Source organism: Xanthomonas sp. JL1, assembly GCF_038405005.1.
This window is the reverse complement of the sequence record NZ_JBBYGR010000011.1, coordinates 1-12439: the sequence shown is the minus strand read 5'-3', so window position 1 is coordinate 12439 and position 12439 is coordinate 1. Positions and strand designations below refer to the sequence as shown.

Below are 12439 nucleotides of genomic sequence, written 5' to 3'. Positions count from 1 at the left end.
CTTCAGCTACACTCCCCTTCTTATGTTGACGACGCCATTGCATGAATCCTAACTACCTCGACTTCGAGCAACCCATCGCCGATCTGGAAGCAAAGATCCAGGAACTGCGCAAGGCCAGTACCGGGCCTGCGGTCAACGTGGAGACCGAAGTGCGTGCGCTGCGCGACAAGCTGCGCGTGCGCACCGCGCAGATCTTCCGCGATCTGTCGGCCTGGCAGGTTTCCCAGCTTGCGCGCCATCCGCAACGCCCGTATACGCTGGACTACATCAACACCATCTGCGACGAATTCCAGGAGCTGGCCGGCGACCGCGCCTATGCCGACGACAAGGCCATCGTCGGTGGCCTGGGCCGTATCGACGGCCGCCCGGTGGTGATCATCGGCCACCAGAAGGGCCGCGACACCAAGACCAAGGTGGCGCGCAACTTCGGGATGCCGCGCCCGGAGGGTTACCGCAAGGCGCTGCGCCTGATGAAGCTGGCCGAGCGCTTCCGGCTGCCGCTGCTGACCTTTATCGACACCCCCGGCGCCTACCCGGGCATCGGCGCCGAAGAGCGCGGCCAGTCCGAGGCGATTGCGCGCAATCTGCTGGAAATGGCCGAGCTGAAAATTCCGGTGATCTGCACCGTCATCGGCGAAGGCGGCTCCGGCGGCGCACTGGCGATCGGCGTGGGCGACCGCACCCTGATGCTGGAATACGGCACCTATTCGGTGATCTCGCCGGAAGGCTGCGCCTCGATCCTGTGGAAGGACGCCGGCAAAGCCAAGGACGCCGCCGAACAACTGGGACTGACCGCCCGCCGTCTGAAGGATCTCAGCCTAGTCGACAAGGTCATCCGCGAGCCCACCGGTGGCGCCCATCGCAATCCGCAGCAGATGGGCAAGCGGCTCAAGGCCGTGCTGCTCAACGAGCTCGACGCGCTGGAGAAGGTGCCACTGGAGACCTTGTTGCAGCAGCGCTATGAGCGCCTGCGCAGCTACGGCGCCTACGAAGGCCGCTGAGAATCCCACCATGGCCGCTCGCAGCCACTGATTCCCTGTATCGCGACGATCCCACCCTGCTGCTGGGCTTGGCGCAGGCGCAGTATTCGCTCCTGAAAAACCCCGGCCCCCAGTGACAGCGAGGACACCGCGGTGTCGATGGTGGCCTTGAGCCATTCCTCGCCCCCGGCCTCACCGATGGCAGCGCGAAAACGCCCGACCTGCATGGCATCGCAGGGCAGGCGCGTCGCATAGAACACCATGCCGCTGACGTGCTGCCAGACCACGTTCTCGGCCAAGCGCTGCACCCGTTCCTCGCCGCTGAGCTTGTCGGCGTGCTTCATGTACGCCAGGCTGGCCATCAGGCGTGGGCGACCAGCAGCGGCAATACCAGCGCCGGCGACCTGCACCGAGGGACCGAACAGAACGTCCTGCGCGCACCTTGCGGACAACGTGCAGCGCCAGAGCGGCTTGGATCTGCGCCCAGGGCAGCCGCCTGGCCAGCACTGCCAGCCGGTGGCGCGGATCGATCATTTCGGCCCATGGCGGGCGGAAGAAGTCGGCGTTCTGGGTGTGGACCATCGGCAAAACTCCAGGGAATCAGATGCTGATAGACCAAGTGGGGGGATCGGCGCCCCTGCTACCCTGTGTTCATGCCGGGTAGCGGGGTTTTGCAGGGACGACTCATTTGCTGATGAGCGATCACGGTGGGTCAGTTTGAGGTTGTTGCTGAGGTCGCCAGAAATCTTTATAATTAAACGGTTTTTGTGGTGCATATATTCCCGATTTACTCTTAAAGTCGGGCTTGCAGTAGCAATTGCCGTCACCTTGGTCACTAAATTACGCGGGCATTTATAAAAATGGCCGCAGGACAAATTATTTATAATCCCATGAAAAACAGTTTCCTCGCTAACAGCCCATCGCCGCAGCCGTTGTCCCGCCCCCTACTCGCCTTCGCCGCGTTGACGGCGACGATGGGCACTGCTCTTACTGCTCACGCCCAGAGCGCGGGTGCCACCGCGCCATCGACCACCACTGCGTCGGCCAGCACGCTGCCCTCGGTGCGGGTACTCGGCGATTCCGACAGCGACTCCCGCCAAGTCGGCGACCGCTCAGAGATCACCCTCAACCCGCAGGCCCTGCCCACCACCGTGCAGCACATCGGTCAGGAAGACATCGCCAACACCAATGTCGGTCGCGACGTTTCGAATATCTTTCGCCGGGTGCCGGGGGTCCTGGCCAACAACATCGACCAGGGGGACACCGGCAACGGTTTCCGGATGCGCGGCTTCGCGACCCAGGGCACGCACGGAGCCGACACGGCCGTGTACGTGGATGGTGTTCCGCAGAACATCCCGTCGATCCAGAGCATCGCTAGCCACGGCGCGGTGTTCCTCGAATGGCTGCCGCCCGAGCTAATCGGCGGCATCGACGTCATCAAGGGCCCCGTCTCGGCACTCTATGGCGACCAGAACCGGGCCGGCGCGGTCGACATCCGTACCCGCGACGGCGGCGACGCGACCCCGTCGAGCGTGAGCGTCAGCGCGGAGCGCTACGGGCTCAGGCGCACGGCCCTGGTGCTGTCCAACAAGCTCTCGCAAGTCGACTCCCTCCTGGTTGCCGACCTGTCCCGCAACGATGGCTATCGCTATGCATCCAATACCGACCGGGAGAGCCTCTCCTGGAAGCTGTCCACGCAACAGGACAGCGGAAAATACAGCCTGCGCCTGACACGCTATGTGTCCGATTTCCAGGCCGCTGGCTACTTGGCGCTCTCCGACCTGCAGAAAGGCCTGGACCCGCGTTCGACCCAATTCAACAACCCGGGCTTCGGGGCCGCGCGGCGCACCAGCGTGGTCGTGAATCGGGCGCCGACAGCCGGCGAAGAGGGCTGGTACGCGACTGCCTACGGCGAGAGCCTCTACCGCCAGCGCGCCGTCGCGACGAGTGCAACCCGACATCTCCTGGGCGAGGACGACCGCGACATGTATGGCGCCCGCGTCTACCACAACACCGTCTTCGGCGACGCCAGCCTGGCGGTGGGAACGGAACTGCGCAAAGACTCGGGCAGCGCCTTCCGCCGCATCTACGTGAACCGGCTGCCGTCCGCGAACTACGCGAACGACGTCGACCTCGATTTGGTCACCTACGGCTTTTTCGCGCAGGGGCAGTGGAGGGCGACACGCGATCTCAAACTGAGCGCCGGCGCCCGGTACGACCGCTTCGACTACGACATCGCCAACCTGAAACTTCCGGCGGCCAGCACGGGGTACCGGAAAGGCGTCTTGACGCCCAAGCTGGGCGCTTCTTGGACGGTGCTGCCGCGGCTGGAGCTCTTCGCCAACGTCGCCGAGGGGATGCGGTCGCCGGCCACCGAGCAAATCAGCAGCAGCGGCGCGACCGGACCGCTCGGGGCGTCCGGCGGCGTCATCAGCCAGGTCAAGCCGAGCAAGGTGCGTTCCTACGACATGGGATTCACCGCGAATCCCACGACGGACGTGATGGTTTCGGGATCCGCCTACGACATCCTCAACAGCGACGAGATCGTCTCGCAGGCCGACGGCTCGTTCAGGTCAGTCGGCGATACCACGCGCAAGGGTGTGGAACTGGAGACGCGCTGGCAGCTCGGCACCGCATCAAGCGTGTATGCGAGCGTCGGCCGCATCCTGGAGGCCAAGGTCAACAATCCGGCCGCCAATACCGGTGCGAAGCTCTCCGTTCCCGGCGTGCAGTTCAAGGCCGGTGCCCAGCACAAGTTCGGCCTCGGCGCGGGCCAGATGACGCTCAATGCCGACGCCTACCTGATCGACGATATCCCCTACTACGTCGGTACACCCACGACGCAGGAGCGAACCATGCCACTCTACACACGCTACGACGTCAGGTCGACCTACGACTACGGTCCCGCCCAGTTCTCGCTGTACGCGACGTTCCAACCCCAACGTTACGGATCGGAAATCGCCTACGGCACGGCGGCAGGGCTGTTGGTTTCGCCGGTTCCGAAAACCACGGTCGGTGCCACGCTGCGTTATTTCTTCTGATGGGCGAGGACGCGACGCTTCAGGCGCGCAAGCTCACCGTTCGCCGGGGTGGCAAAGACACGCTCGTCGCGCTGGACTTGCGCATTCCCGCAGGCCGCGTGTATGCGCTCCTCGGCGGCAACGGTGCAGGGAAGACCACGACGCTGAACGCCTTTCTGGGCTTTGTTCCGGCATCGCAGGGCTGCGCTCTGGTGGACGGGATCGATGCGTCGCAGCACCCCGAAGCGGCGCGTGCGCGCCTGGCGTACTTGCCCGAAAACGTCGCGTTGTATCCCTATCTGTCAGGCGTGGAGAACCTGCGGTATTTCTGCGCGCTGTCGGAAATCGCGCTGACCAAGCCGCAGGCCAGGGCCCTGCTCGACGGCAGCGGCCTGGCCGGCGACGCGCACGACCGCCGGGTGGCGGTTTACTCCAAGGGCATGCGGCAAAAGGTCGGCCTGGCCATTGCCCGGGCCCGCAGGGCCACGGCGATGCTCCTCGACGAGCCGACCTCGGGCCTTGACCCGTCGGCATCCAACGAGTTCGCACAAGGCATCCTTGCAGCCAAGGCAGGGGGCATGGCCATTTTGATGGCGACGCACGATCTCTTCAACGCGCTCCAGGTCGCCGACCATATCGGCATCCTGTGCGAGGGTCGGTTGGTCGCAGAGTTCGAAACCGCAGATGTCGCCCACGCCGAACTCGAGCGCATCTACCTGGCGCATGCGCGGGGCACGCCGGAAGCGATGGCGCGATGATGGCCTCGATCGCGCGCAAGGAAACGCTGGCACTGCTCCGGGACGGTCGGCTGTGGAGCCTGGGCCTGACGTTGGCGCTGCTCTTCATCGCGATGCTGTTCACGGCAGTCGATCGGCGCGACAAGGCCGAACAGGAGCGCAGCGCGGTAGAACATGCGGTCCGCGACCAGTGGGACCACCAGGGCGACAAGAACCCGCACCGCGCTGCCCATTTCGGCCTCTATGCGTTCAAGCCCAGGAGCGCACTTTCGAGCGTAGAACCGGGCGTGGATGCACAGACAGGCCAGGCCCTGTGGCTGGAGCCGCACAAGCGCAACATGGCGATGTTCACGCCTGCGGCCGATGCAGCGCCCGCGCTGGGACTGGGTGCCTTCACGCCCGCCTTCGTTCTGCTCGCGCTGGTGCCGCTGCTCATCGCGGTATTGGGGCACAGCACCGTAACGCAAGAGCGCGAACTCGGCACGCTGCGCATGTTGCATGCCTGTGGCGCACGCGCGACCCCGTTGCTTCTGGGCAAGTGGCTGGGGTTGTGTGCCGGATTGGCCCTGGTGCTCGCCCCGGCCCTGATTGTGGGTGCCTGGGGCATGATGGCGGACCCGCGTGGCATGGCGGCGGCGGCGTCCCTTGGTGCAGCCCTCTTGCCCTATTACGCGACCTGGGCCGCGGGCACTGTGCTCGTCTCGGCTTTTTGCACCAGCTCCCGCGCGGCGCTGCTGGTCATGATCGCGTTCTGGATCGCGGCTGTCTTCATCGTTCCCCGGTTGGCGGCATCGTGGGTGGAGCACATCGCCCCCCTCCCGACGGGCGAACAATTCTGGTCGGGAATCCACGACAGTATCGAGAAGGGTCTGCCCGGAGACGGCGCAGCCGCAGCGCGGCTCGGAGCTTTCGATGCACACCTGCTGGCCGAATACCGGGTGGCCCGCCTCGAAGACCTGCCGTTTGGCGCGAACGCCAAACGGCGCCTGTTCCGCGATGCGTATTCGAACAAGGTCCACGCGCTGCGGTTTAAGGAACTCGAAGATGCGCAATTGGCACAGCAAGGCCTTCTACGGTGGTGCACGGTCTTGAGCCCCTACGCCGCGATGCGGTCCGTGGCCAGCGCGCTGGCCGGCACCGACCTGGCGCACCGCCAGCATTTCGAGGAATCGGCCGAAGCGTACCGGCAGCAGTTCACTACTCGGATGGACGAATGGGATCTGGCCGCGACCCGCGGCGTCACCTCGCTCGAAGACAAATACGCCGGCAACTTGCAGTGGCAGGCGATCCCGCCCTGGCGGTACGCAGACCCCGGCTTGGGATGTTCCCTGCGTGCGGTCGTTGCTGACGGCGCCGTGCTGGCGGCATGGTTCATGGCGGCCGTCAGCGCGCTGTGGCTGGGTTCACGCAGACTCGACCCATGCAGCTGATCCCGTCCCGGCACTACTGGCGCGCGGAAGGTTCGAAGCTGTGGCGACAGCCCGTGGCGTGGATGGCGCTGATCGCCTTGTTTGCGGTTCTGCTGGCCTCGGCCGTCTGCGCAGGGCTCGACGCGCGCGCATGGCGCTCTGCCGCCGCGCTGGATGCAGCAGCAAGAGCCGCCGCGATCAACTCCGCAACGGCGCAGTTGAAAACCCCGCCGGGCCCCGCCGCCGCGATTGCCGCTTACGAGCTGGGCCGCGGCGAGCTCGGTGTCACGCGCATACCAGTTCAGGCAGGCCTGGGCCTGGGCGTGCAGCGGCTCTCGGTGCTGCCAACGCGCTTGAAGGCTTCGCTCGACAACCGGTTGATCGAATCGCCAGACCTGGGACCTCTGCGCAATCCTCTTTTGAACGACACTGGCCTGCCCGGCGTACCGGCCATGGTCGCGCTGCTCCTGCCGCTCGTGGCGCTCGTGCTGTGCAGCGGCCTCCTGCAAGAAGAGCGGGAGCACGGTCGCCTCGGCCTGCTACGCGTGCAATCGATGCACGGGATGTGGCCCCTGGTGGCTGCGGCGCTGGGTTGGCGTTGCTTCTGCATCTGGGCCGTCACGGCGCTGGCCACGCTCCCGGCACTGCTGCTGGACCCGGGCTCGAACGCGCCTGTGATGCTGGCCTGGATCGGCGCACTGGCCGTATTCACGTTGGTGTGGGTCGTGCTCGGTGGATGCCTATCGTGGTTACCTGTCTCCGGCGCAAGCAGCATGCTGGCCGCGCTGGGCCTCTGGCTTACCTTGACCTTCGCAGTGCCCGCTGCGCTGGCGCTGGCGGCAGAACGCGCCGCGCCGATGCCCTCCCGGCTGCTGTCCATCGTGCGGATCCGCGCGGCCCAGCAGGAAAGCGAAGCGCATGAACAAGACCTGGCGAAAGCCTGGTACGCGGCACACCCCGGCGTGCAGGCACCGGCGATCGCGGTTTGGCCCGCGACCTTCGTTGCACGTGCGCTGAGCCAGGAAGCGGCACTCGGACCGCTCGCGCGTTCGTTCGATGCCTGCCGCGCCGAGCAGGCCGCCTTCGTGACGCGGTGGTCTTGGACGTCGCCGGGTCTGGCCCTGGTGCTGTGGGGCGAATTTCTGGCTGGCACCGACGCTGCGAGCTATCTCCGGTATCGCGACCAGGTAGACGCATTCGAGCAGCGGTGGCGACAATTTTTCATGCCTGCCGTCATGGACCGGCGGGGCCTTTCGGCGGAGGACTTGAAAAAGTTGCCGGCGTTCGGGCCTGAGCATTGAGTGGAACGCATCGGCAAGGGCAAGGCACGTCAACCGTACGCGTTTGGCGTCAAGGTCGGCATTACGGTGACGGCCTGCGAGGGATGGGGGGTGGATGCGCCTCGCTTCCCCGGCAATCCGTGCGACGGCGATCCCCTGGCCGAGCAACTGGAGCAGACACGCATGCTGCTGCAGGACGTCAATGTCGTACCGAACGTGGCGCTCGTGGACCTGGGCTATCGGGGGCGCGAAGTCGATGGGGTGCAGGTCCTGCATCGTGGTAAGGCCAAGACGCTGACGCGCCGGCAGTGGCGCTGGATCAAGCGACGGCAAGCGGTGGAACCGGTGATCGGTCAACTGAAACACGACTGCCGGCTGTGCCGTTGCCGACTCAAAGGCGCCCAGGGCGATGCACTGCACGTGCTCAGCTGCGCAGCCGGCGACAACCTGCGTTGGTTGATGCGCTGGATCGCGTTTTTGCGTGCCTGGATGCATTCCATGTCGTGGCCATCCTTGGGCGCCGTGGACCGAGTACAGCTTCGATCGCACCGTGCCGGCGCACGTCAATCGCCTGCCGGACGCCGAGCCGCCAGCGCGGAGTTTCGCCCTGGTAATTGCCGACCAAGTGTTCCCTTACCTACGCCATCGATGCGAACTGGACGCGATCGAAGCGCTGGTAATGCCCCATGGCTTGCTCGGACTGCAGCTCCCGCTGCCGCGCGAGGTCCCCGCCGAGCAAGATGCGGCCGATCCGACCTGGGCGCAATGCGCGTTCTATCCGTGGGAGAGCCTGCGTCGGCTGATGCTGCAATGGGGAAGGCCAGCCGTCGGCCGGCTCCTGGTTGCTGTTCAAGCGCAACGCCGGCGTGTCCGAGGCGATGACCCGCATCAACCGGCGCGAAGGCGACGGCTTCCTGCGTCATGCCGACGGCTTCCTCAGCGACACCGACGTGATCTTGCCGCTGGACGCCCACGATGGGGTGCTTGGATCGCGCGCTGCGCTGCCTGCATGTCGGCGTCCAGCCGCCCTCCCACGCCGACTGGCTGCAGCACCACTGCCGCTGTCGCAGGCGATGGCCGCGCTGGACACCCCAGACGAGCCGGGGTGACCAGCCGGCAGCGTCATCACGAGCCGCACGCGCTGTACGTGGAGGCGACCCGCTGAGCGGCACCGCCGGCCGCTCGCTCAAAACGGTTTGGCCAGCACCAGCCAGATCACCGCCACCAGCAGGATGACCGGCAATTCGTTGAACCAGCGCAGCGCCCGCCCACTGGGCACGGGACAACCATGTTCCACGCCCTTCAACCAGCGGCCGGACACGCTGTAGTGCGCAAGGATCAGTGCGACCGCCGCGAGCTTGGCGTGCAACCAACCGCCCGCGACCATGGTCGGAAAATCCGGGATGAAGCGGAAGCCTTGCCACAACACCGCCCCCAACAACAGCGCCAGGCCCAGCATGCTGTGGCCGAAGCCATACAGCCGCCGTCCCATCAGCACCAGCCGCGCACGCACGCCGGCATCGTCGCCGGCCTCGGCGATGTTGATCAGGATCCGTGGCAGGTAGAACACCGCCGCCATCCAGGCAATGACGAACAGCAGGTGGAAGGTCTTGATCCACAGGTACAAGGTCATGCGCTGGCTCCGCTGGCTCGCGTAGGATGATCGGTAGTTTCCCCGATTCGCGTGCACGATGGCACGCAGCTGCATGCCCACATCCGATGCCAAGCAGTACGACGCCGCCTATTTTCAACGCTGGTATCGCCACGCCGGGCTAGCCGACCCGGCACGCCTGCGACGCAAGGTCGCACTGGCAGTGGCGCAGGCGGAGTACTACCTGGAGCGCCCTATCCGCAGCGTGCTGGACATTGGCTGCGGCGAAGCCGCCTGGCGGGCGCCGCTGCTGGCACTGCGTCCACGCATCAGTTACCTGGGTTTCGACAGCAGCGCCTATAGCGTGCAGCGTTATGGACGCAGCCGGCAGATCCACCCTGCCCGCTTCGGCGACTTCGCCTGGTTGCGCCCCTGCGCGCCGGTGGATCTGCTGATCTGCGCCGACCTGCTGCATTACCTGCCCACGCGCGAGTTCAACCAGGGCTTGCCGGGCCTGGCCGAGTTGTGCGGCGGCGTGGCCTTCCTGGAAACCTTTGCCCAGGAAGACGCCTTCGAGGGCGACCATGAAGGCTTCCAGGCGCGACCGGCGCACTGGTACCAGCGGCGTCTGACCAGCGTCGGCTTCGCCGCACTTGGGTCGCACTGTTGGCTGTCGCCGCAGTTGGCCGGTGACGCGGCCGCGCTGGAACGCAGCTGACCGGGCGTCACAGCGTGCGATGGTCGAGGTCGGTCCATCCACGACCGCGACGACCGGACCGAACCGGACGCTTGGCACAGTTCGCCTGACCGACTCCACCCTTGGCAGCCCCATTAAGGTGCAAATGCACCAAAACCAGTATGCTGCGTGGCAGCAAAACCGCACGGATGGGTGGAATGCTTTATCAACTGCATGAGCTGACGCGCAATCTGCTAGCTCCCTGGGTGCATCAGGCCCAGGCCAACGCCAAGATGTTTTCCGACCGGGACAGCTTGTGGGCGTCGCTCCCGGGCGCCGAGCGCATGGCCGCCAGCAACGAGGTGTTCCACCGTCTGGGCAAGGAATACGAAAAGCCCGCCTGGGCGCTCGACGATGTCGAGGTCGATGGCCATTCGCTACCCATCATCGAGCGCGAAGTGCTGAGCAAGCCGTTCTGCCGGCTGCTGCGCTTCAAGCGTTTCAGCGACCACGTCGAACTGATCGGCAAGATGAAAGAGCAGCCCGCCGTGCTGGTGGTTGCGCCATTGTCCGGTCACCACGCCACGCTGCTACGCGACACCGTGCGCACCCTGCTGCGCAACCACAAGGTCTATGTGACCGACTGGGTGGACGCGCGCATGGTGCCCCTGGAAGCCGGCGCGTTTCGGCTTGAGGACTACATCACCTACATCCAGGAGTTCATCCGCCATATCGGCGCCGAGCGTCTGCATGTGGTGAGCGTGTGTCAGCCCACCGTGCCGGTGTTGGCAGCGGTGTCGCTGATGGCGAGCAACGACGAACCCACGCCGCGCTCGCTGGTGATGATGGGCGGGCCGATCGATGCGCGTCGCAGCCCCACCCAGGTCAACGACCTGGCCACCGAAAACGGCATCGAGTGGTTCCAGAACAACCTGATCCACACCGTGCCGTTCCCGTATCCGGGCCATGGCCGCCGGGTGTATCCGGGCTTCCTGCAGCACGCCGGTTTCCTGTCGATGAACCCCAACCGGCACGTGATGTCGCACTGGGATTTCTACACCGATCTGGTCAAGGGCGACCTGCAGGATGCGCAGGCGCATCGGCAGTTCTACGACGAATACAACGCCGTGCTCGACATGCCGGCCGAGTATTACCTGGACACGATTCGCGTGGTGTTTCAGGAGTTTTTGCTGCCGCAGGGCAAGTGGAAAGTGCATGGCCAACTGGTCACGCCGTCGGCGATCCGCAACACCGCGTTGCTGAGCATCGAAGGCGAACTGGACGATATCGCCGGCCTCGGGCAGACCGAGGCGGTGCACGACCTGTGCACCGGCATCGACGCCGCGCATCGTCGCCATTTGGTGGTGGAAGGCGCCGGTCACTACGGCATCTTCAGCGGACGTCGTTGGCGCGAAGTGGTGTACCCGCAGGTACGCGAATTCATCGCCCGCTACGACGCGGACCCGGTCGGCAGCCGTGACCCGGCCACCGTGACGCCGATCCGCAAGCGCAGTAAACGTGCCTGATCCAAGAGCGGCTAACAAAACGACTGCGCTCACCGCCAGGCGGGCGCGGCCGGTGCTCGGAATCGGCGTGTACCACGCGTCCACTGCGGTTCTGAGCGCGCCGTCCGCGCCCACCTGACCGCTGCTCGCGACGTTGTGTTAGCCGCTCCAAGTAATAATGAAATCCGCGGCACAGCCGGGGATTTTTTTATTGTGCTCTACGTGCAGCCGCTCAGGGAAGGTCACGTACGGCGGCAAACGCCGCCATCAACGCTGCGCATACCTGTCGCATCCCGTACGTTCATGAGCTTGCAACCTTTGGGTTACAGCCGTTCTGCGGCGTTACTACAGTCGGCATCCCCCATGCCGATAACTTTCGACCAGGGGTTTTCAGTTTCGATAGGGCAACACGATGCAAATGACACGCTTGGCGCAGCCGGCCATGGCCGATACTTCCGTTGGTGCCACACGGCGCCTGTGACTTGCGATAGGGTTGGCGCTGTCGGGCCTTGGCCTGGCACAGGTGCAGCCGGCGCCGACCAATGCCGAGCAGGCCGTGGCCGAGCCGGTGAAGGTGCCGGTCACCCCCGCATCGGCCACCGCCAAGGGCTACTCGCTCGAAGCGCAGGGTTGGGGCGCCAAGCAGGGTGGCAACATGTGGCAGGTGCGCTGGGCCGAAGACTGGTCGTATCTGAAGGACCCGTCCAAGCGCAAAATCCCGTTCGATCCGCCCAAGTACATCCCGCTCAACGAAGACGGCGATGTGTATGTGTCGCTCAGCAACGAGCTGCGCGTGCGCAGCAACACCCTCACCAATCCGGGCCTGGTTCCCGGTCGCCATTCGCAGCAGCAATATCTGCTGCGCGCTTTCTTCGGCGCGGATTTCCATGTCGGCGAGCACTTCCGTCTGTACACGGAGTTGGCGCACGGCAGCCTGGATGGACGCAACGAAGGTACCAAGTCGCCCCTGCAAAACCCCGCGACCCCGCATGAACACAGGGTTTGCGGCGTTACAGCAGGGGCGCCGATCCCTCACAATTGGTCTATCAGCATCTGATTCCTGGGAGTTTTACCAATGGCCCACACCCAGAACGCCGACTTCTTCCGCCAGCCCTTGGCCGAGATGATCGATCCGCGCCACCCGCTGGCGGTGCTGGCCCGTCGGCTGCCCTGGGCGCAGATCGAGGCGGTGTTGGCGCCGCATTTCGCTCGCAAGGTGCGCGCAGGTCGCGCGGTGGCGC

8 protein-coding genes, 1 other RNA gene and 5 pseudogenes are annotated in these 12439 nt (G+C 65.4%); 12 read left to right on the top strand and 2 right to left on the bottom strand.

All coding sequences use genetic code 11. The features are described from left to right. The first annotated feature begins 41 nt into the window (after positions 1 to 41). Complete coding sequence (locus WJW29_RS02630) at positions 42 to 1001, top strand: acetyl-CoA carboxylase carboxyltransferase subunit alpha (RefSeq protein ID WP_011258685.1); 960 nt, start codon at positions 42 to 44, stop codon at positions 999 to 1001. A 110-nt stretch (positions 1002 to 1111) separates the two neighbouring features. Here the strand turns inward: WJW29_RS02630 and WJW29_RS02625 are convergent. After that, positions 1112 to 1562: pseudogene (locus WJW29_RS02625) on the bottom strand (transposase); the annotation flags it as partial. A gap of 308 nt (positions 1563 to 1870) precedes the next feature. On the opposite strand from WJW29_RS02625, the gene WJW29_RS02620 reads away from it, so the two are divergent. From WJW29_RS02620 to WJW29_RS02595, 6 genes and pseudogenes are all read left to right on the top strand, one after another. Continuing rightward, positions 1871 to 4021 carry a TonB-dependent receptor gene (locus WJW29_RS02620; protein ID WP_228383588.1) on the top strand — a complete coding sequence of 717 codons (2151 nt, stop codon included), beginning with the start codon at positions 1871 to 1873 and terminating at the stop codon, positions 4019 to 4021. Then, entirely contained in the window at positions 4021 to 4758 is a 738-nt protein-coding gene (locus WJW29_RS02615) for an ABC transporter ATP-binding protein (RefSeq protein ID WP_011258682.1), read from the top strand. The genes WJW29_RS02620 and WJW29_RS02615 overlap by 1 nt, the downstream gene beginning before the upstream one ends. Further along, the gene (locus WJW29_RS02610) at positions 4755 to 6167 is read left to right on the top strand and encodes a DUF3526 domain-containing protein (RefSeq protein WP_011258681.1); all 1413 of its coding nucleotides are present in this window, start codon (positions 4755 to 4757) and stop codon (positions 6165 to 6167) included. Before WJW29_RS02615 ends, WJW29_RS02610 begins: the two co-directional genes overlap by 4 nt. Continuing rightward, a pseudogene (locus tag WJW29_RS02605) lies at positions 6104 to 6985 on the top strand (ABC transporter permease subunit); the annotation flags it as partial. The gene WJW29_RS02610 and the pseudogene WJW29_RS02605, both read left to right, overlap by 64 nt. A gap of 18 nt (positions 6986 to 7003) precedes the next feature. After that, positions 7004 to 7918 (top strand): annotated as a pseudogene (locus tag WJW29_RS02600) (DUF3526 domain-containing protein); the annotation flags it as partial. Positions 7919 to 8268: 350 nt separating this feature from the next. Beyond that, complete coding sequence (locus tag WJW29_RS02595; RefSeq protein WP_012445196.1) at positions 8269 to 8535, top strand: hypothetical protein; 267 nt, start codon at positions 8269 to 8271, stop codon at positions 8533 to 8535. A gap of 77 nt (positions 8536 to 8612) precedes the next feature. Here the strand turns inward: WJW29_RS02595 and WJW29_RS02590 are convergent, their stop codons facing one another. After that, positions 8613 to 9059 (bottom strand): CopD family protein, encoded by a 447-nt coding sequence (locus WJW29_RS02590; RefSeq protein ID WP_011408317.1) that lies wholly within the window; start codon positions 9057 to 9059, stop codon positions 8613 to 8615. Between the two features lie 73 nt (positions 9060 to 9132). Between WJW29_RS02590 and WJW29_RS02585 the strand changes: the two genes are divergently transcribed. The 5 genes and pseudogenes from WJW29_RS02585 to WJW29_RS02565 all read left to right on the top strand — a co-directional run. Beyond that, positions 9133 to 9735, top strand: coding sequence for a class I SAM-dependent methyltransferase (locus tag WJW29_RS02585; RefSeq protein WP_011408316.1), 603 nt, complete (start codon positions 9133 to 9135; stop codon positions 9733 to 9735). A gap of 140 nt (positions 9736 to 9875) precedes the next feature. Beyond that, positions 9876 to 11219, top strand: coding sequence for a polyhydroxyalkanoate depolymerase (locus WJW29_RS02580; protein WP_012445197.1), 1344 nt, complete (start codon positions 9876 to 9878; stop codon positions 11217 to 11219). Between the two features lie 67 nt (positions 11220 to 11286). Further along, a non-coding RNA gene (locus tag WJW29_RS02575) (sX9 sRNA) lies at positions 11287 to 11363 on the top strand. Between the two features lie 322 nt (positions 11364 to 11685). Next, a pseudogene (locus WJW29_RS02570) lies at positions 11686 to 12162 on the top strand (hypothetical protein); the annotation flags it as partial. A gap of 111 nt (positions 12163 to 12273) precedes the next feature. After that, positions 12274 to 12439 (top strand): annotated as a pseudogene (locus tag WJW29_RS02565) (IS5/IS1182 family transposase); the annotation flags it as partial.